Raw genomic sequence first — 21439 nt, forward strand, 5'->3', positions numbered from 1 at the left:
TTATAATAAACTATGTAATATAACTATTAAAGGTGAGGTATAATGATGATAAAATGGTTAGGTCATTCAGCTTTCGAGATTACCACTTCTACAGATAAATCTATCTTTATCGATCCATGGATAGAGAATCCGTTATCACCTGTAAGTCTGGACGACATATCCAAGGCAGATCTAGTATTGGTCACCCACGACCATTTTGATCATATAGGAAACACTGTCGATATCTGTAAAAAGACGAGTGCTATGGTTGTTACTAATCCAGAGACTTCAAACAAGTTATCACAATCAGGTGTCGAGAATGTAATAGGTATAAACATAGGTGGAAGCGTAGAACCTATAGATGGAGTAAAGGTTACAATGGTACAGGCGTTCCATAGTTCTGAGAGCGGCTGTCCAGCCGGTTTTCTCTTGCATATAGACGGCAAGATTATTTATCATGCAGGAGATACAGGTATCTTTTCTTCGATGGAACTGTTGGGTGATCTTTACGATATAAACGTTGCTTTGATACCGATAGGCAGTGTCTTCACTATGGATTCTTACCAAGCAGCGAAATCTTTAAGATTATTAAAACCAGATGTTGCGATCCCAATGCATTACGGAACGTTTTCAGCATTGGTAAAAGATGCAAAAGAGTTTTTAGACCTTGCAAAGAGAGAGTCTCCTGATGTTAAAGTAGTTGTTCTCAAACCAGGAGAAGAGTGGGGCTTATAGATTATAAAAAATAAAATGGTAATTTTAAATATTCGTTGTATCAAAGCAATCACTGTTAAATCCCAATCTTCTAAGCATACCTTCCGCATCTTTCATAATTTTTTCAATGAATTCCTTGGCGGTTAATATATCATCAATAACACCGACTGCCATGGATGGAGTACCGGAATCCTTTAATTTATGGTGATAGAGTCTTTCATACATTTTAGGATCAAAACAATCCTGCTTTACGATCATATCTCGTTTAAAATTTTCTGGAATAGGACATTCTTTGGTAGCCATAAAGGCGGTTCCCATATAAACGGCTTCTGCACCCATTGCTAAAGATCCTAAAAATCCTCTTGCATCTCCTATACCTCCTGCAGCAATAAAAGGAATTCTAAGCAACCTATTCGCCATTACCATATTTATCATCGTTGTGTTTTGAATCGGGTTTTTATATCCGGTTCCCTCCAAGCCTACAATCACTACAGCATCTGCTCCATCTTTTTCTGCTTTCAAAGCGTGTTTCATGATTGCACATTTATGTATCCAGTTTATCTCATTATCCTTTAATCTTTCACCAATCTCTTTTGCTTTATAAGCAGATGTAAAACAAGTTTTTATTCCTTCATCGATAACTACGTCTATATATTTCTTATAGTCTCTAGGAGTTTCAACAAAATCAGCAGAGGTACGAGGCATAACAGTAAAATTTACACCAAAAGGGTTATTCGTCATACTCTTCGCCCTTATTATCTCATCTCTCAACCCCTCTGGAGTAAAATTATGTGCAGTAATTATTCCAAACCCTCCTGCATCAGAGACAGGGGCAGCAAGATCAGCCGTTCCAAAAAAACTGAATGCTCCCTGTATTAGAGGATATTTACAGCCTAACATCTTTGTAATCTTTGTTACCCATCTCATTTTATTATAATCCCTCATCTTTATATTTACATAATACAGATACAGCCTTTACTGCTCTTTCTGAGGACGGATATACAGGTACCTTCCTCGATTCTAATATACTGACAAACTCATCCTCTAGAGGGTCCATGGAAGATCTCCATAGAACCAAAGGTTTTCCTTTTTCTTTTATTCTCAAAAATATATCGGCTACAGTATTCATCAACTCTAAAATAATCGATTTTGGAAATTGAGAGTATGCCATCTTTATGAATATCGTAGTAGGAATCTGCATGATCATACAATCGACTCCTTCGTCATCCAAAACAGAAGTAAGATGCTCGAAAAAACTGTAAATATTCGACGCAAAATCTGTTAGATGGAATTCCATACAAACACCAGCATCTAAAGGATTTAACGGAATTTCCCATAGAGGAAAGATTTCTTTGAGTTTTCTATACGTCTTTTCACCCAATTTTGCCATTTTTAGACCATTCCGTTCACAAGCATCCGTTGCGATTACACCTTCACCTCCTGATAAGTTTACTATGGAGATCCTATCACTCTTAGGCATCTCCTTTATAAAATCAAAGATCTTTGCAAAATCGAAGAACTCATCTATGTTTTGTGCACGAATAGCCCCAACCTGTCTCAAGATAGTATCAAGGATCGGATCATTCTCTTGCGCGATTGTGCCGGTATGGGAGGCAACAGCCATTGATCCAGCCTTTGTCCTCCCAGATTTAAGGATTATGATAGGTTTTTCCTTTGACCTCTCTCTCAAAATCTGTATAAATCTTCTTCCATCCCCTTTTATACTCTCGATATGCATTGCTATCACCTCTGTCTCTGGGTCATCTACAAGATACTCCAAAGCATCGACCTCGTTTATATCCATCTTATTTCCAAGGTCGAGGATCTTAGCAATACCTAAATGGGAGAATATCCAATTTAGCTTGTACTCGTATAGACCAGATTGAAAGACAAAGGATAAACCACCTTTATTTAATTTTTTAACAGGATGAAAGCTGATGATAAGATTGTTCGATGTATTGATCGGGCTTAAAGTGTTCGGCCCGAGCACCCTTATTTTTTCCTCTCCTGTAATTCTTTTAACATCATTATATAACTCTCTCCCTTTTTCTCCTGCCTCGTCAAATCCTCCTGCTATTATTACAACTCTTTTTATTCCCAGTTCTACACAATCTTTTATAATTTTCAATGTTTGATTATACGGAACAGCAGAGACGACCAGATCTATATCATCAGGTATATCATTTAACCTCGGATACGTTTTTATCCCAAGAATCTCTTTTGAATTTGGGTTTACAAGATAAATCTTGCCGAGAAATTTTAGCCTCAGTAAATTCTCGGTTATGTGATAATTCATCTTCATCTCATTTCCAGTAGCGCCTACGATCGCAACACTCTTTGGATAAAAAAAAGTATCCAAAAAATATTCTCTTTCTTTCAATATTCTTCACCTCTATAGCATTTATAATCATATTTCATTTTTAATCTTTTATTTATCTCATTTTGATATATATTACTATTATTAATAAATAATAAATCATAATGATATTTTAATACTTTGTAAATTTTGTATCGAAGCAATCGCTGTTAATAAAAGTGAAAAACTTACGAGAACCGGAAACTATGCAGCATTGGCTCAAAATATTCGACTTCTGCTTTATCATATATATCTAATGGTGCAGTAAAGGTTATTAGATAAGCTGTTTTATCATTTACGAAGGCTGCTAACATCTGTTTAGACTCAGCTCCTCTAAATCCTATTGTATATATGCTCCCTGCAACAGGCTCACCATTGATTGTGTCATTGAATGTTTCAACTACGTTCATAGGATATACACACGTTATACCCGTCTCGAGACAGGTTACCGAAGATACTCCAGATCTTAACTCTTTTATGGCTGATGTAATATATTCATCGGGCGTCATCTCTCTTGGTAAGTCCTCTACGCCTACAATAGCATAAACTCCATGTCCTAAAAAAAAGGCTACATCGCCCATGATATTACCCATATAACATTCTACCATTGTCCAATCTTCAGGGTAGTCGACCGAGAAACCATACTCGTTGTTTCTATATGTTGACATCTCCTCTTCTGCAGTTACCGATCCGATTGATGCGATTAAAATAACAGACAAAGTTATCATCACAAACATCCTGTTTGTAAGCCTCAAATCTTTGATTTGAGATATCACAAATTTTTTATTCATCTTAATTTACCTCTTTAACAGATTTAACCTTTATTGCAGAACCTTTTCTGGATTTTACCATCTCCCATCCAGATATTTTAGCCATACCGAAACCTATCGCTCTTTTACCTTCAAATAAAACCAAATCGTTGGGTCTTATCTTTTTGTCCGTATCTATCACACCGATATTGAAAACATCTCCCAATGGAACAAAATCCTCAATCGATACGGCATAATCTCCGGGAAATATATCTTTCCTTATCTTTTTCACGTTTTCTACAGCATCTATCGTCAAATCTACCAGTTTATAAATCATATTAACCTTTAAAAATTGTTTTTTTCCAATAAAAGCCGTCATATATGGATATTTACCCCTTATCTTTATATCATCTTGACCGTTCAGAATTTCGTTAGCCATCTTACAACCGAACTGGTAGGATAGCATCGATCTAAATATTAAAAATTTTCTCTCCTTATTAGTTATCTTTTTATCGGTATCTATATTTAACATAGCTTTTTTTAAATTTTCAATAGATCCGGACGTATAAACGACATTTAGACCTAATTCTTCCTCTACCAATTCACAGATATCTCTGTACGCCCCATCAACATGGGCTATTATATTTTTATACTTATTTTTATCTAAAAACTTTTTAAGACAGTGTTTACCCCATTCAATCTCTTCATAAGTCCATTTTCCTGTAACCGGGATATCATAAGATGATGCTGGATATATCAGCTCGAGCTCTCTCGGCACAAGACCTAAAGGCGAGGTTAATATAACCTCATGAAGATATTTTCTATATGGTAGGATGGCATCTATTATTGTTCTATGTGATGGGGATAAAGAATAAGGTTTTCTTGCAGAACATGGAAGGATTAACAAATTATCCAAATTTGGCTTTTGATATCTCTCCATCACCCGATCGTTAAAATTTTTGATCTCTATTCTATTAAAACTGTCAGATGTGTTAGCATATAGATGAGATCTTCTGAATAAAGGTATCCTTCTACTCAAAAAACCATGATCCATAATTCTGTATAAGGCGGTGATCCATGGTGATGATCTACATTGTTTCTCAATATATTCTGTTATATTCTCCCTCTCAATGAGATACCTTATCTTTTTAATCTCGACCTCTAATACAGACTTGTTGTGCATATATAAAAATTCTATCACTTTTTTTATGTTCTCATTATCTATGTCGGAAGGTTTTTTATCTTTACATGCAGGACAGTTACAAGGGAACTCTGTAAGATCCTTCAGTCTATATTCACCCTCTGTCGTGAGATAAATGCCACGTAGTGCTGCAACTTTTCCATAAATATCGTCGAATAGGTCTACTCCATAATAAACAAAGATAGAAACATTTTCAGGGGATGCAATCGCTCGAAGAAATAGTGCTGAATCTGGGGGGATCGAATCGCGTGTTCTTGTTAGCATCATAGAGAGTTTTCTGTAATCTCCTATGTATCTGTTGGCATATAGTAAGATGTAAATTTCTGCATCTTGATTCTTCAGATAATTTACCGATTTTGAATGATTTTTAAGATAATTTATATGCGGATAAGAGGATTCATCATATATCTTTATTGCAAGATCATTTAGAAGATCTTCTCCGACTAAACCGGGAGTTTTTATCTCTTTCTTATCAGTTAGTTTTAACGATCCCAACCGTGCCACCCCATCCTCTTTTAATACTTCAAATCTCATTTATTAATCTCACATCCACCATTTTCTTAATCTTTTTTATTAATGGGTCTCTGTATCTTTTATCGTATTCAAACGTGACATCTTTCCCTTTATTTTTATCATTATTTAGAAAAACGATCAAATTTAATAAGGCAGTCCTAACCATCTCTTTATCGAGAATTTCAGGCGATTCAAAATTTAATGGGTATGTCTCAGATAACTCCAACGGATACGGACCGAAAGGAGGTTTTAAATAATAAACGCTCTTATAGTCTTTAATATCTTCAATAGATGGTATGGTTGTTATTAAAGCAGGTGTCATCTTTATAGGCATGTTTCTCAGCTTTTTTCTGTATCTTATAACCTCTGTCCGTCTGTTACTTTCCGCGCCACCATAGAAAAATGCCGATTTACTTGAGACGTCGTATCGTTCCAGATTATTAGAATATTTGACCAATCTTCTTAGACCGTTCAGCAATTTTGGATGGCTTGCACATCTGATCTGAACTAACTCCCATAATCTTCCGTCCATTATCGATTGTTTTATCCGTTTTATCTCAGTAAAACTCTCATATAGGTTGTGAATAGCCAACAATCTTACAATATCCTCGTTTTCCAACCCTCTGACTTCTTCAGGGGTATATTTGGAACAGACAGGACAGTTACATTGAAAATATCTCAGGTTGGATAGTTTGTAGGTACCATTTACGGTTAAATATCGTTTATCCATTGCATATAAGATATAAGATGCCGAATCGAAGAGATCGCATCCCATCAAGACAAATATTGCAAATCCCATTGGATGTCCTGCACCAAATAAATGGACAGGTTTGTTAAGTGGGATATTCAGTTTAGAAGCAATCACTACATCGACTATATCATCGTATCTGTACTCCTCTAACAATGGAACTATCGCTCCTATAGCATAAAGATCAAAATCTAATTTGCTTGCTTCTATAGCATTTTTTCTTCTCAAATCTCTGTAAGTAGAGCCTTGAATTGGTGCAACAATGATATTATCTTTGAATATATGTTTTATGTTAGATATTTCTCTTAATCTATTTATTGTTATCGTAACATCCTTTTCAGCCTCATCGTATCTCTCGTTTGGTTTGGTAGGTATATCTAACGGCACACAGATATCCGATCCGATCTCGTTCTGGAATTGTAGTATCTCCATGTTATCAACGTTTATATCTCCATAAACGGATAATTGAAACGATCCAGAATCGGTCATAATCGGTCGATCGAAGTTTAGCATTCTATGAAGTCCTTCTTCTCTCGCTCGATCTCTCAATCTCTGGTTTGAATAGATTATGTAAGAGTTTGTTATTATCGCTTCAGCCCCGATATTCTTCATATCTTCCGGTGGAATTACTATATTATTAGGATTTATAACAGGCAGTATCATGGGTGTCTCAATGATACCATGCTTGGTTTTTAAATGTCCTACCCGGCCCAAGACATCTTTTTTTATTATCTCAAATTTTACATCCATAGTCTTCCGCCTTTGGTTATATAGGAGAGTATTTATTTCTATTTAATTACGGTTTTTATCAAAATAGATTATCATGAGAAGTAAAAGATGATAAGATCGATATGAGAACAGTTTCCAATTCATTATAGGTAAATAAGAGATATAAAAAATCTAAGTAAAGCAATATTATCCATTATTATATCACTGTTTAGCATTCCGTGAATCCTTCTCTCGCTCGATCTCTCATCAAAAAGGACGATTGTTGCACCCCTCTATTTGGTAAGTATAAGTGAGTCGAAGACCTCACCATCAGGATATTTTGCTTTTAATGTTAGTACATTCCCATCTACCTCAACCAAAGTATAATGATAGCAAGACTCTGCATATGAAAAACGTTCATCCTTCTTATCCACAGGATAAAGCGGAGCTCCCGCGCCGCCGGATATCATATAGATAGTCCCACCCCCTCCTGTTATCTCTCCATTCACTATCGGTTTACTCCTCTGGTATCCATGGTCATGCCCAGCAAAGACCAAATCCACGCCATACTCATCGAAAAGTGTGGTTATAGGCTGGACATCGATATTATCTCCGTGTGCTTTTCCACAAGAGTAAGGTGGTCTATGTAGAACGACAATCTTCCACATATCATCCGGGACATTGGATAGATCATCTTCAAGCCATTTGTATTGCTCCGAGCTGGGTCCCATATCAGCCGGGAATATCAGAGGTTCTATGGATGTTAAGAGGGAAGTTTCGGTGTTAAGAACAGCCACGTGCACATTTCCATAATCAAACGAGTACCATCCTTTGTTTTTAAAATCAGGTGTGGCAAACTGGGTAAAGTAGATTGGACTGCGAAACTCGTGGTTCCCAAGTACTACCATAAATGGGGCTTTGAGAAAAAGCTCGGGTGCCGCCGAATCAAACCATAATTTCCATTCCAAAGGAATAAAACCAAAATAGACAAAATCACCCGAGAAGAGCGAGAAATCAAAGTCCTCAGAAGCGGCTGCTTCTGATACCACCTTCCATCCATCAAAATTACAATCTGTTGCCTCGTTTCTAGAATCTCCCACGACGATAAATGATACGTTACCATCGTCCAACGGGGCAGTCTTAAAAGTATGGTCTTGGCTCCAGCCGTCTTCTGATCCACACCTGTAATGGTAGGTTGTATTCGGTTCTAGATCGATCAGATTCACCTCATGAAAAAGCGAAGATCCTTTATCTCCTCTGGCGGTCATTCCATAGTACTGATCCATCCCATACTGGACAAAACTTCCCGCCGGAGCTGAGGTCTTCCATGCGATGGTTATAGAGGTAGAAGGATCTGATCTAAAACCGAGATGTATATTATAGGGTATATTATCATTGGCAAAAAACCCTTCAACATCCCCATAAGCCGAAATGATGGGGAACGAAAGAAGTAGTAGAGCGGAGAGCAAATAGAGAATTCTTCTCCAACATTTATCCATATTCTTTACCCTTACTTGATTTTATGTATCTTATTAATAAATTTTTACTAATATTGATATAAACTTTTTTTATTTATATATCTTTTTATTTATATAAACATTGCATCGACTATGAAGAGATGAGATTTATAGATATCAAAGAAAAGCCATCATATTTTTACTATGTTTTATGGAACAAGACAAGAGAATAGGATTTAAGATTATTCAATCAGGATCTTTACTCTTTCAAAAAAAAGGGTAAATAATAAATTATAATGCTTAAACTTGTTTATTTATATTATTGGCTTCTTTTTACCGCATAGACGACAGGTAGTTCTATAAACGTTATTAACAGCACCACATTCTCTGCATACCCAACCATTCTCTATTTTTGATCTATTTACACTAAAATTCATACATATTACACCAAAGTATTTTATAATTATATAATATATAAACTTTATCATTAATTATTTTTTTATTGAATTATTAAACTATGAGATTTTAATTTATTTGATATGTCAAAGAGTTATAAAATTTAAGATATGGAATCTAAAATTCGGCGATTACGACACAAGTTATAATACGAATATTTTTATATAAAGAGATGTTAATTTGGTTATCTATGAGTGAAAAAATAGCAATAATACCGATAGAAGGTGCCATTTTTGGAGAAAAATCCATATTATTCCTTCCTATTGATTTTTCAGATAAAATATCAAGACTTAAAAGGTATATCAGTAAAGCAGCCGATGATAAAGATGTTAAAGGCATAGTATTTGAGATAGATTCTCCAGGCGGATCTCCGTATTACTCAAAAGAGTTAACACGAGAGATAAAAGAGGTAAAAAAACCAAAAGTTGCAAGAATCGAAGAAAATTGTCTATCTGGTGCGTACTGGATCGCATCTAGCTGTGACAAGATTGTATGTGATGAACTAAGCCGGGTTGGCGGAATAGGTGTTGCGGGTATCAGAGTTGATCTATCAGATTTTATGAAAAAATTTGGAATACAGGTCGATACTTCTGTAACAGGAAGGTTTAAAGATCTCGGTATGCCTTTCAAGCCGTTCGGCATGGAAGAAAAAGAGATAATAGACGAGGAATTAAACCTGATCAACGATCTATTCCTGAACGAAATTGTCAAGAGTAGAAATATCGATAAAGATAGATTAAAAGAGATAAAAGACGGAAAATATTTCTTGGGGCTTAAAGCAAAAGAGATAGGACTAGTAGATTATATTGGGGGAAGGAAAGAGGCTATAGATATATGCAAGAAACTAGCTGGGATAGATGGGGATGTAGAGATAGAGGATTACAGAAAAGAGATGGAAGAAGAATCGTTCAAAGGGATTGGTGATATTTTCAAGATGTTTTTTGATAGATGATGTTTTTAAGTTCTATCCTTTAGCATATCTACCATCCGGTCTCTCTTCTCTATCGCTTTTTTAACAGATTTATCAATCCTTTCTACCATATCTTCAAAATTATCGGGTTTAATATCTCCAACAACCTTTTTTATCGGAGTATACGCCGACTCCCTAAACTTTGGCTCGAATTTTTTATGTATACCATCCTCGACTATCTCTACGCCGGTTCCCATCTCGACGTATCCTATCTCTTCTATCCTTACATCTTTTGTCTTTAAAACATTTTTTATGTCTTTTGCTAAATCTGGTGGGCATATTATAAGAAGAGAATCCAACGATACACCTAGATAGTCTATCTCATACCGATCTAACATCTCAAGGACTCTTTTGTTTACTAAACTTCTTACTTTCTTCTCATAAAAGACCAATTTAACATTAGCAGTCTTCGATATCTCATTTAAATCCCCTCTTAATCCGCCATTGGTGACATCAGTCATTGTATGGATTTTTTTTACTTGACCACTTTTTATTAACGAATCAGCAGCAATTAAAAACTTTATGTTTAATGTCTCAGGTATGACATCTTCTTCCCCATAATATAACGCGGATGTAGATATTGTACCCCCTCCAGAACCTTCTGACATTAAGATAACGTCTCCTGGCTTCGAATAAGACCTGGCAGTTAGATAATCTGTAATACCTACAGCACCCACACATCCCGTCATCCTGTCTCCTATGACCATGTCTCCACCGATTCTTAACGTAGAACCTGTTATCAATGGCACATTCATAAGACGGGATACAGAAGATATCCCAGCGATATGTTCAAATATCTTTGATACGTCACTATCGTCTGCTACATGAATATCTGATAAAAGAGCAACCGGTGTTGCACCCATCACGTATATATCCCGTAAAGTAGCCTTCGTTACATGAAAACCAGATAGAAATGGGAAATCGCTCAATCGAGAATGTATCCCATCAACACTTATTACTATATAATATTCTTTGGTTTTATCTATCTTTACCACGCCAGAATCATCCATATCTTTAGAATCTATTACTGCAGACGTCTTTCCAATTATATCCCCTATCTTCGAATGGATATAAAAATCTCCTAAACCTCTTGAACCTACTCCAACATCTCCAATCTTGACACCTGATCTTTCGTATCGTGCAAAATCATTTTTTATATTTAACGTCGTCTCTGACTCTTGTATTATTGCATTAGCCCATTTTTCAGCTAATTTTTGTTCATATCCTTTGAACTCTATGATTAACTCGATTAACTTCTCTACTATCTTATCTTTATCCACTTTTTTATACAATAGGTTCTTTGCGTATCCTTCTAGGTCCATTTTAACAAATCTCTAAAAAATTATGCAATATCTTTAATCCTTCATTACCACTCTTTTCAGGATGAAACTGAACTCCATATATATTTTTCTTTAAATCTGCTATCGCTGATGGGAACTTTACACCATATTCTGTCTCGCATATTACATACTCATTATTCGTCCTTACGTAATATGAATGTGCAAAATAAAAATAAGATTTATTTATTCCTAAAAAAATAGGATTCTTCTTATTTTTAACTTCAACAAGATTCCAACCCATATGCGGAACCTTAAGACCAGTAAGTATATTTTTATTAAATTTCACTACTTTTCCTGGCAGTATCCCAAAACCTTCTATTAATCCACCTTCCATGCTTTTCTCCATCAATATTTGCATTCCAAGGCAGATGCCAAATAATGGCTTTTTATCATCTATTAAATCATATATAAATGATAAATCTTTTTTTATTTTACATATAGCAGTTTTAAAAGCTCCAACACCAGGTAATATTATTCCATCTGCATTCTTCAATAATCTTTTGTCGGTAGTTATATCGACGATTGCACCTACTTTTTCAAATCCTTTTTTTATACTTTTAAGGTTGCCACAACCATAATCAAAGACTGCGATTTTTTTGTGTATCATCGACTTCAACATTTATAAGTTTATTTTAAAAAAGAAAAAAAAATAAAATTGCTTTTAAATTAAACACGCGTTACTGCCAATTCAATATCTTCGGTCTTTATAGTCTTTCTTCCCGCATGTTTTGCTAATTTTACTGCCTCTTGTACTATAGTCTTTCCTCTTTCTTCAAGAATCTCTGCAAGATCTTTTCTTGCATCATTGCTCACTCTTTCTGCACCAGATTTTCTAATTATTCTGTCTATTGGAGCTATTGGTAAATCTGTCATATTATTTCACCTCTTATTTAAAAACTGAATGCCTGTTTTATGGATATTTAATTAAATTAGGCAATCACCATATTTTAGTTAATACCTATCGTTATATATACTTTTCGATAAAACAGGGCATTTTTAGGAAAGTTTTAATATTATATCAAAAATATATATCAAAAATATACCAAAATAGTTTAAATATAGAATAATACTAACACTAACAAGTGCAGAACTTTTTATTAAGTATATCATCATGATAATGTAGCGTATATGATTGATAAAATATTTATTGTTGATACTACTGTTTTTATAACAGGGTATATTTTAAATGGTTTAAGTGGGATTAATGTTATAACAGTACCCGAAGTAGTAAATGAACTCCAGTGCAGTAAGAATATCTTTTTAGAAATAGCTTTGAACTATAATTTAGGAATAGAATCTAGTAGAGAAGATACGATAAAACAGGTTAAAAATATGGCCAAAGAAACAGGTGATATAAATAAACTTTCAGATACGGATATATCTTTAATAGCAAAAGCGTTAGAGTATAACAATAAAAAAGATGTGGTTATTTTATCGGATGATTATGCAATCCAAAATGTCTGTTCTAAGTTTGGTATAAAATCGAAGGGGATAATACAAGCTGGAATAAAAGAAGAAATTATATGGAAGAAAAGATGTATAGGATGTAAAAGAATATATAACGAGGGGGATATATGCCCTGTCTGCGGTTCTGATCTTAAAATCAAAAAGGTGAAAAGATATGAAAGGGATAGATGATCTAATTAAAAAAGCTTTGGATATGAGGGGGAAAGGGCTTAACACGGCCGAGATTGCAGAGAACCTAAATGTCTCCTTAGAAACGGCGACATGGTTGCTTACTAGACCTAAATTAAGTGAAGAGACAAAACCTAGAGATATATATATTGACTGGTCAAATATAGGAAGAAGTTCTGAACGAATGCGACTTGTTGCTGAGATGTTGGCCGACTTAGCACTAGATACTGTGGATATCCGTGATGTAGATGTGGTTTTGGGTATTGCGATTAATGGGATACCTTTAGGCGCATTAATGGCAGATGTGTTAGATAAAAAATTTGGGATAATAAATCCAAAACAAGAGATATCAGAAAATGATGAATCATCAAGGAGTTTTTTAAGCAGTAATTTTTCTGATGTGGATGGTAAAAAATGTATCGTAGTGGACGATATAATAACAACTGGAAGAACTGCTAAAGTGACATTAAACCACTTGAAAAGTGTTAGTGCGGATGTCCTCTTGATGGTTGTTATAATAGATAAAAAAGGTATAAGCTCTATAGACGGAGTAACAATAAAATCATTAATACATGTTGAGACGATATGAATTCAGAGTTAGAAGAAAAATGGCAAGAAATTTGGAATAAAAATAGAATATTTGAACCAGATCCAGATGATAGAGATAAATTTTTTATAACCGTTCCGTATCCTTATTTAAACGGTAATCTTCATATTGGACATGCAAGAACTTTTGTAATAGGCGACTTGGTGGCACGTTATAAGAGAATGAAGGGCTATAATGTGCTTTTTCCTATGGCTTTTCATGTAACAGGAACGCCGATCGTTGCTCTCGCAGAGTTGATATCAAAAAAAGATGAACGTACCATAAAAGTCTATAATACGTTACATAAGATCCCGTTGGACATCTTATTGAGTTTAAACACCCCAGAAAAGATAGTGAATTATTTTAAAGTTGAATCAGAGCTTGCTTTAAGAAAGATTGGATGCTCTATAGATTGGAGAAGAAAGTTCACCACGACCGATACACCATATAAACGGTTTATAACTTGGCAGTTTAAAAAACTTAAGGATAAAGGTTACGTCTCAAAAGGATCGCATCCTGTTAGATGGTGTCCTAACTGTGATAACCCTGTGGAAGATCACGATATCCTTAACGGCGATGATGCAAATATTATAAATTATACTATGATAAAATTCTCGTTTGATAGATGCATCATTCCTTGTGCCACACTAAGACCAGAGACGGTATTCGGTGTGACAAATTTATGGGTAAACCCCGATTACACTTATACCATAGCCGAGATAGATAACGAAAGGTGGATTGTTAGCTCTTTTGCCTATAAGAAATTATCTTACTTGGATAAAAACCCATTAAGAGTCGGTACTATAAAAGGCTCCCAACTTATCGGAAAGTTTGTTAAGAATCCTATAAACGATAAAGATTTGATAATCTTACCTGCATCGTTTGTAAACCCGGATGATGGAACAGGTATTGTAATGAGTGTGCCCGCTCATGCACCTTATGATTATCTTGCACTGAGAGATCTACAAGAGGGAATCTATGACTTTGGCATAAATAAAGAGATTTTAGATCTTGTTAAAGAGATAAAACCTATAAAACTTATAAATGTTCCCGGATTAAATGATATTCCTGCGATGGATATCGTAAAAAATTTAGGTGTAAAAAACCAGAAAGATAAGAAAGCAGAGAATGCAACAAAGATTCTTTACAAAAAAGAGTTTCATGAAGGAGTTTTAAATGAAGTAACCGGCAGTTATGCGGGTTTGTTATGTAAGAAAGCAAGAGATGTCATAACAGAAGATTTAATAAAGAAAGGTTATGCTGATTTGTTATACGACCTTAGTGAACCAGTCATATGTAGATGTGGAACCGAATGTGTGGTTAAACTGGTAAAAGACCAATGGTTCCTTACTTATTCTAACAAAGAGTGGAAAGATCTGGTTTTGGATTATCTAAGATCTATGACTATAATTCCAGAAGAATACCGAAAAGAGTTCGAAAATAAGATAGATTGGCTTAAAGACAAGGCATGTGCCAGAAAAAAAGGATTAGGAACAAGGTTACCATGGGATAAAGAATGGCTAATAGAGTCTCTTGCCGATTCTACTATTTACATGGCTTATTATACCATAGCAAAATTTTTAAACGACGGAAGGTTGACAGAAGAAGAGATGGACGATGAATTTTTTGATTATGTCTTTTTAGGCATCGGACATCCAAAAAAAGAGATTTATAAAGCAATTAGAGAAGAATTTAACTATTGGTATCCTGTTGATTTAAGATCATCAGGAAAAGATTTGGTGCCTAATCACCTTTTATTCTTTTTATACCATCATGTTGCGATATTTCCTAAAAAGTATTGGCCAAAAGCTATTGCCATCAATGGTTTTGTATCTCTCGAAGGAGAGAGGATGAGTAAGTCTAAAGGGCCTTTATTGACTATAAAAGAGATATTAGATGAGTTTGGTGCGGATGTAACCAGATTTTATATACTAAGCAATTCCGAACAGACTCAAGATGCTGATTGGAGATATTCTAACGTAAAAGATGCAAAAAAAGCTTTAAACAGGTTTTATAGATTGGCAAAAGAGATTATCTCGAACTCAAGAGTTTCGAATAATGAGATAAACATGGATAAGATGACCAGGCAGGATCGGTGGATATTACACAGGTGCCAGATAGCAATAATGGATGTAGAATCCGCAATAAAAGATATGAAAGTTAGAAAAGCCCTTCAAAGTGCTTTTTATTCCATATTAAACGATGTGAAATGGTATAAAAAGAGGGGAGAAGACTCGCAGGTATTGAGAGAAGTGTTGAAGATATGGGTCAGACTTCTCGCACCGTTTATTCCGCATATATCCGAAGAGATATGGTCTTGGTTGTCTAACGTATCTGTATCAGTCTCTGATTTTCCTAAATTTAATGAAAGGTTTGTTGATTTCTCTCTGGATTTAGAGGAAGATCTTGTCAGAAGAACGATAGACGATATAAAAGAGATATTGGCAGTCATTAAAATTGTTCCTACAAGGATTATTATTTATACTGCTCCAGAATGGAAGAATAAAATATATTATAGTGCCATTAAATTGAGACAAGATGATAAATTAAATATGGGTCTTCTTATGGAAGAGATAAAAAAAGATCAGCAACCTCTCTCAAAAAAGGTGTCAAATCTTGCTAAGAATGCCATACGAGATGTAGAGCTGATGGATCCAAATCTTATAAAGATACTATCAAATGTAACCATAGACGAGTTTGATACGATAAAAAATGCTATCAATTTTATGGAGCGAGAAATAGGATGTAGAATAGAAGTGAGAGATGCAAAAGATGCCGAATATGATCCTATGAACAAGAAAGATGCTGCAAAGTTCTTGAAACCTGCTATATATATCGAATAAATTATCTGCAAAAATAGAAAATTAAATATAACACTTTATAAATAAAGTTTGATATGGACAAACGATTTTTATTAAAAATGTTTAATGCTTTATGTGTAATTAGCATACTATTAGGGTCATCTTTTCTAGCGATTGATGTATCTTATGCACAGATATCCATCGTTGATTCTAAAACAAATCCTGAGTATTTCATGGCAGGAGATACTGGAACCGTTACGGTTATTATTAAAAATTCTAGGTCGGGAGGCATCCTCTCGTCCGGTGCAGTGAGCATAAATGAGATTTATCTAGAGAGTAACGAGATAATATGCCATCAAGGATACTCAAACATCGGTGATATTCTGCCAGGTGGTATCCTCTCTGCAGCCGAGAGTAAATCTCTCGTCTTTCCTGTAACCGTCCCTCAAAATACGAAAGATGGTGTTTATTTATTAAACTTAAAGGTCGTTATGGATAGTGGAGTTAAGACCTACCCGATACCTATAGAAGTGGATAATAAAGAAGTAGATCTGATAGAACAAAAAATTCCATCATCTATACCATTAAAAGGATATACCAATGTTGAGTTGAGAGTAGTTAATAATCGGTCGAATCCTGTCTATAATGTAAGAATCAAACCGGTTGGAGATTTTGATTTTACTCCATCTGAGGCAATAATATTATCATCTTCTCCATCGGAAGAGGAAAAAGCCAATACAGATACTGTATCGTCTCAGATTATTCCTGGATTGAGTGATATGCTCGGTCAATACGAAGAATATCTTGGTGGAATGTTAGGAGGACAGAAAGAGATGGCACAGATATCTAAATTGGCACCTTTTGAGTCTAAAGTTGTAACATTCTCGGTAATGCCTAACAAGTTGGGTGATAATATGAAGATGTCTTTCATCTTACAGTATGCAAACGGGAAGAATATACATACGAACAAATTGGTAAAATCGGTAGATGTGATGGATATGGAGGAGATAAAGATCGTCTTTAACGAGTATCCTTCCTCGATTAACCGAGGCAGAGAGGGAGAAATCTCGATGGATGTCGTTAATGGAAGTTCAGAAAAGATAGAATCGGTTAGAGTAATAGCTCTTAACGATAATATCATACCATCAGAGATATTTATTGGTGAAATGCCTGCCAACAGTACGTTTCCTGCAAGTTTTACAATAACTACCGATAAAATCCAGGATACAGGTGAGAAAGATGCCACGTTTAAAGTTATCTACAAGAGTGGAGGAACTTATTACGAATCGAGTAAGTATCCGGTAAAATATAATGTTATAACAAGTAGTACTCCTAAGACAGGGTTTACATATACAATGTTGCCGTTGATCTTGGTTGTATTTATCGTCTTAGGAATATTCATAATAAAAAGAAAGAGATAAAGTAAAGATAGAGATGAGCATTCTTTCTCTGGTAGACGTGGAAAAAATATATGTAAGAGGTGCGATCAAAGTATCTGCGCTGAAGAAGGTGAGTTTGGAGATAGAAGAAGGGGATTTTGTTGCTATAGTTGGCCCTTCCGGATCAGGCAAATCCACCCTCTTAAATGTGATAGGAGGATTGGATAGGCCTACTAGCGGAAAAATTATCTTGAAAGGAGAGGATCTTTCAGAATTATCTGAAGACGATCTTGCAAGAATACGAATGGAAGAGATCGGGTTTATATTTCAGCAATATAACCTCATTCATACGATGGATTCTTTGGAAAACGTATCGCTCCCGCTTTATTTTGCAGGTGTTGGCAAGAAAAAACGATTAGAAAAAGCCAAACTACTTCTAGAACAAATGGGATTGGGTGATCGACTATACCACAAGCCTAATGAGCTTAGCGGAGGAGAACAACAACGAGTGGCAATAGCTCGAGCTCTTGTCAACAATCCAAAGATTATACTGGGTGATGAACCAACGGGTAATATAGATAGCCAAGCTGGTACGATGATAATAGATATTTTAAAAGAACTGAACATGGAAAACAGAACTATAATCATCGTTACACATGACATGGAGATCGCAAAAAAGACTCAATATATAATTAGAATGAAGGATGGAATGATCATAAATTGAGAGTTATATTATGTTTGACACCATCATATTTGCTTTTAGGAACATACGTGAAAGAAAAGTACGATCGATATTGACTATTTTGGGAATAGCTATTGGAATAGCCGCACTTGTAGCATTATTTTCCATAGCCCAAGGTTTAAATGAGGAAATAACCAGTCAACTAAGCGGTTCTATGGACATAATAGTTGTATCCCCTGCAATGGCTGGAGTGACATCGGATAACTTTACAAAGAAAGATTTAATAGATATAAGGAATATCAGTGGTGTAAAATCAGTATCCGAACAGGTGATTTGGTATACAAACGTAGATTACGCAGGAAACAGTAAGATGATGATGATAAATGGAATAGGTCCTGTAGAATACGAAAAAATATTTCCAATATCTCTATCATCTGGAAGAATGTTGAGAGAGACAGATAGAAATGCATGTATAATTGGTCCGAATGTTCCTAATGTTTTAGGAAAGACTGTTCGTTTAAATTCTACTCTAAAGATAAACGGAGTGAATTATACTGTTGTTGGTATAATAGAAGAACAAAAAGAGGGTGATGTTAATATATTTTCTCCAATATCGTCTTCTTCAATATTGATCTCTAACAAAGAGGCAAAAACTCTTTTTGGTGAGAATATACCGTCACAGATATTTGTAAAGATAGAAGATCCTCAAAAAGCTAGTATTATCTCAAAAGAGATCAAAACAACGATAGATCGAAATCATAAAACTGAAAATTTTGCAATGGTGACATCCATAAGCGATGTGCAGCAGCTTTATAACGTAATTATAGGAACCCTAGAATTGTTTTTGGGTGCAATAATGTCTATTTCTCTTATAGTGGCAGCAATAGGTATAACAAATACCATGTTTATGTCGATAATGGAGAGAACACATGAAGTAGGAGTTATGAAAGCTGTCGGTGCTAAAAATTCGGATATTTTAAAACTTTTCTTGGCAGAAACATCACTAATTAGTGCTATTGGTGGGGTGGTAGGTAGTATACTTGGTATAGCCGCAGCAAAGATTGTAAGTATAGTCTTACCGTTGATAGGAGGGGAAGCCATTGGAAGGGTTCCGATGGTAATAGATCCGCTTGTTGTTCTTACTGGAATAATCGTTGCAATTATCGTTGGAATACTTGCCGGTCTCTATCCAGCACGGCGTGCTTCTAAAATGAGTCCTGCAGAAGCAGTCAGGTATGAATAAAATTTGAACGTTCAAGATGAGCTCCCAGCCCTCTTGAGTGAGGGTTGCGAATTCACCAAATTACTATACGGGTCTCTTATCTCTTATATAAATAGCGCCACCCGATGCGATTGAAAACAGATTTGAACCTGGATAGGGCGTATTCTGTTCTCTAAAAGTACCCTACTGACAAAGCCAATCGACATGAACGAAAATGGCGAGAAGAGGCTCTTACCCGCAAACTTCTGGTGTTACTTTATCAACAAGTAAATGCCCGCCGAGACCCGTTTTGCGCCCTAGACATACTTGAGCTCAACGATCGTATTGTCTCTTCTGATACACCAAAGAGCCCGGTTGCAACTTGCGTAATCATGTTATTATCATGCTTTTAGTTCCTCTAGGTAGCCTCCTTCACCCGTGCAGGTAAATATGCATACAGCCTTCGCCGCACGATTATAGCCTTCTACATGAGAACCGGCAAAACTGGGTGTATTGATAATTACGAATTTCACGCGATCTAAGATTTCCTCGCCGAATTCATCCTCTAATCTATTTTTCGCATCGTCTAAATAACTCTGTATAATCGTCTCCTATTATCTCACTGGAACATACCGTGACGATGGAAATTATCTCTGGCTGATAACGGTAAACCAGGTTGTGTATACCTTCTACCAGATTATCACGACCGCCGAACACCGCTCTACTTTACGAATCTGAGTATCCCTTTACAGATGTTGTTTGCTGCATAAAGCGCCATTATCTCGCCAGATGCCACAATATAGATCTCGTGTGCTTTTCCTTCCCTCATTGGCATTGCAAAGCCGCCAAATCCTGTGCGCACAACGTCTTCAAGAATCACGTTCTCTGCTCCAACTTTACGTAAAGTATCCAGAACCGATAGCTGCCTCTTTCCACCCACCAGCATCCGAGTAGAATCTGCCTTAGGATCACAGCCAATCTGCAGCATATGCTTGCCCATTGTTCAAAGTGCTGCAGTCAGGTTCTGCGTCGTCGTGCTCTCTCCAATACCTCCTTTACCATAAAATTGCTATTTATCTAATTTTATTTACCTCCTGCTCTAACATTTAATAAAACACCCTTCTTTAAAAAACTATTTGAGAACTTTTAAGAAATCTTCATAAAAATGCAGAGATGCTTTCCACCAGAAAAGATGTCATATTGAATATAGACCATTGGCTTTTATTGTTAAAAACGGAGCTGGCTCACAAAGCTAAAGGTGAGAATTAGGATGATTTAAACCGCTAACATAGCTTTTTCTATGATGAGTTTACCACTCGTTGTTTTTCTATCCCATGTTTTTTTCGATTTTTCAACGATGATCCTCTCCTTAAAAAGAGGACAATAAATGACAAACGTTTCAAACTCACCACCTTCTCCTGCGATGCACACGTAGCAGGTATCGTGTAAATCACATAGTTTATTAAAAGCCTCTCTATCTATTAGCTGACCAAGCCACTCCTCCGTAAGACCGTAAGCAGCAACAGCTGAGATTATCACCTCAAACCCCGCTTTGAACATCTCATTCCATAGCTCTTTTGGCTTTCTTTTCCAAAGAGGTGCTAAACTCTTTAGACAAAGCTCATTACATATACCATCTATCCTTTCCTTCTGATATCTGGAGAATATTGCTCCTGATACCACGCCTTCTATGCCATATTCTTCTTTTGCTTCTAATAAAGCATCCTTTAAATCTATAAGCTCCTCTTCCTTCTTTCCCATGGAATGCTTGAATATCAAAGGAAGCCTCATAGCCTTTGCCTGGAGCTTAACAAGATCTATGTTGGGAACATGATACATATACGATTCAGGATTGAGTGATTTTATCGTAACTATAACACGAATCTCATGTCTCTTACTGGCAAGATACGTTGCATACAAGCTGTCTTTACCACCCGAAACCAAAGCTGCCAATTTCATGATCT

At 35.7% G+C, this 21439-nt stretch carries 20 protein-coding genes and 1 pseudogene; 8 read left to right on the forward strand and 13 right to left on the reverse strand.

All coding sequences use genetic code 11. The features are described 5' to 3' along the window. The first annotated feature begins 42 nt into the window (after nt 1-42). Nucleotides 43-714, forward strand: coding sequence for a metal-dependent hydrolase (locus LPC15_RS03960; protein ID WP_229234084.1), 672 nt, complete (start codon nt 43-45; stop codon nt 712-714). Between the two features lie 24 nt (nt 715-738). Here LPC15_RS03960 and LPC15_RS03965 read toward each other — a convergent pair whose 3' ends face one another. The 7 genes from LPC15_RS03965 to LPC15_RS06940 all read right to left on the reverse strand — a co-directional run bounded on the left by LPC15_RS03965 (nt 739) and on the right by LPC15_RS06940 (nt 8862). Then, nucleotides 739-1620, reverse strand: a complete 882-nt coding sequence (locus LPC15_RS03965) for an NAD(P)H-dependent flavin oxidoreductase (RefSeq protein WP_229234085.1) — start codon at nt 1618-1620, stop codon at nt 739-741. 4 nt (nt 1621-1624) lie between these two features. Further along, a complete protein-coding gene (locus LPC15_RS03970; protein WP_229234086.1) occupies nt 1625-3073 on the reverse strand; it encodes an acetate--CoA ligase family protein in 1449 nt (482 codons plus the stop codon). A gap of 164 nt (nt 3074-3237) precedes the next feature. Next, entirely contained in the window at nt 3238-3840 is a 603-nt protein-coding gene (locus LPC15_RS03975; protein WP_229234087.1) for a PsbP-related protein, read from the reverse strand. Between the two features lies 1 nt (nt 3841). Continuing rightward, nucleotides 3842-5533, reverse strand: coding sequence for an archaeosine synthase subunit alpha (arcS, locus tag LPC15_RS03980; protein ID WP_229234088.1), 1692 nt, complete (start codon nt 5531-5533; stop codon nt 3842-3844). Continuing rightward, a complete protein-coding gene (gene tgtA / locus LPC15_RS03985; RefSeq protein ID WP_229234089.1) occupies nt 5523-7010 on the reverse strand; it encodes a tRNA guanosine(15) transglycosylase TgtA in 1488 nt (495 codons plus the stop codon). Before tgtA ends, arcS begins: the two co-directional genes overlap by 11 nt. Nucleotides 7011-7261: 251 nt before the next feature. Continuing rightward, complete coding sequence (locus LPC15_RS03990; RefSeq protein WP_229234090.1) at nt 7262-8467, reverse strand: purple acid phosphatase family protein; 1206 nt, start codon at nt 8465-8467, stop codon at nt 7262-7264. A gap of 272 nt (nt 8468-8739) precedes the next feature. Beyond that, nucleotides 8740-8862: a hypothetical protein gene (locus LPC15_RS06940; protein WP_267496924.1), complete on the reverse strand. Its 123-nt coding sequence runs from the start codon at nt 8860-8862 to the stop codon at nt 8740-8742. A gap of 209 nt (nt 8863-9071) precedes the next feature. Between LPC15_RS06940 and sppA the strand changes: the two genes are divergently transcribed. Continuing rightward, the gene (gene sppA, locus LPC15_RS03995) at nt 9072-9833 is read left to right on the forward strand and encodes a signal peptide peptidase SppA (protein ID WP_229234091.1); all 762 of its coding nucleotides are present in this window, start codon (nt 9072-9074) and stop codon (nt 9831-9833) included. Nucleotides 9834-9838: 5 nt separating this feature from the next. Here sppA and LPC15_RS04000 read toward each other — a convergent pair whose 3' ends face one another. Genes LPC15_RS04000 through LPC15_RS04010 form a run of 3 tightly spaced genes read right to left on the reverse strand, consistent with a single transcriptional unit; the run spans nt 9839 to nt 12064 of the window. Beyond that, complete coding sequence (locus LPC15_RS04000; RefSeq protein ID WP_229234092.1) at nt 9839-11173, reverse strand: AIR synthase-related protein; 1335 nt, start codon at nt 11171-11173, stop codon at nt 9839-9841. Between the two features lies 1 nt (nt 11174). Further along, nucleotides 11175-11798, reverse strand: a complete 624-nt coding sequence (hisH, locus tag LPC15_RS04005) for an imidazole glycerol phosphate synthase subunit HisH (protein WP_229234093.1) — start codon at nt 11796-11798, stop codon at nt 11175-11177. 59 nt (nt 11799-11857) lie between these two features. After that, nucleotides 11858-12064, reverse strand: a complete 207-nt coding sequence (locus LPC15_RS04010) for a histone family protein (protein WP_229234094.1) — start codon at nt 12062-12064, stop codon at nt 11858-11860. A 255-nt stretch (nt 12065-12319) separates the two neighbouring features. Between LPC15_RS04010 and LPC15_RS04015 the strand changes: the two genes are divergently transcribed. The 6 genes from LPC15_RS04015 to LPC15_RS04040 are packed head-to-tail and all read left to right on the forward strand — an operon-like array spanning nt 12320 to nt 19517. Further along, nucleotides 12320-12829 (forward strand): NOB1 family endonuclease, encoded by a 510-nt coding sequence (locus LPC15_RS04015; protein WP_229234095.1) that lies wholly within the window; start codon nt 12320-12322, stop codon nt 12827-12829. Next, on the forward strand, nt 12813-13415 hold the full coding sequence (locus tag LPC15_RS04020; RefSeq protein WP_229234096.1) for an orotate phosphoribosyltransferase-like protein: 603 nt from the start codon (nt 12813-12815) through the stop codon (nt 13413-13415). Before LPC15_RS04015 ends, LPC15_RS04020 begins: the two co-directional genes overlap by 17 nt. Beyond that, a complete protein-coding gene (gene leuS / locus LPC15_RS04025; protein WP_229234097.1) occupies nt 13412-16255 on the forward strand; it encodes a leucine--tRNA ligase in 2844 nt (947 codons plus the stop codon). Before LPC15_RS04020 ends, leuS begins: the two co-directional genes overlap by 4 nt. Nucleotides 16256-16308: 53 nt before the next feature. After that, nucleotides 16309-17634, forward strand: a complete 1326-nt coding sequence (locus LPC15_RS04030) for a COG1361 S-layer family protein (RefSeq protein ID WP_229234098.1) — start codon at nt 16309-16311, stop codon at nt 17632-17634. A 13-nt stretch (nt 17635-17647) separates the two neighbouring features. Beyond that, a complete protein-coding gene (locus tag LPC15_RS04035) occupies nt 17648-18316 on the forward strand; it encodes an ABC transporter ATP-binding protein (RefSeq protein WP_229234099.1) in 669 nt (222 codons plus the stop codon). 10 nt (nt 18317-18326) lie between these two features. Continuing rightward, nucleotides 18327-19517: an ABC transporter permease gene (locus tag LPC15_RS04040; protein WP_229234100.1), complete on the forward strand. Its 1191-nt coding sequence runs from the start codon at nt 18327-18329 to the stop codon at nt 19515-19517. A 528-nt stretch (nt 19518-20045) separates the two neighbouring features. On the opposite strand, the gene LPC15_RS04045 is transcribed toward LPC15_RS04040, so the two are convergent. The 3 genes and pseudogenes from LPC15_RS04045 to LPC15_RS04055 all read right to left on the reverse strand — a co-directional run bounded on the left by LPC15_RS04045 (nt 20046) and on the right by LPC15_RS04055 (nt 21434). Further along, nucleotides 20046-20192 (reverse strand): nitrogenase component 1, encoded by a 147-nt coding sequence (locus LPC15_RS04045; RefSeq protein WP_229234101.1) that lies wholly within the window; start codon nt 20190-20192, stop codon nt 20046-20048. Nucleotides 20193-20199: 7 nt separating this feature from the next. Next, nucleotides 20200-20523 (reverse strand): annotated as a pseudogene (nifH, locus tag LPC15_RS07035) (nitrogenase reductase); the annotation flags it as partial. A 227-nt stretch (nt 20524-20750) separates the two neighbouring features. Next, nucleotides 20751-21434 carry a diphthine--ammonia ligase gene (locus tag LPC15_RS04055; RefSeq protein WP_229234103.1) on the reverse strand — a complete coding sequence of 228 codons (684 nt, stop codon included), beginning with the start codon at nt 21432-21434 and terminating at the stop codon, nt 20751-20753. Between the last annotated feature and the right edge of the window lie 5 nt (nt 21435-21439).

This window comes from Candidatus Methanoliparum sp. LAM-1 (assembly GCF_020885915.1).
Classification (GTDB): Archaea; Halobacteriota; Methanoliparia; order Methanoliparales; family Methanoliparaceae; genus Methanoliparum; species Methanoliparum thermophilum.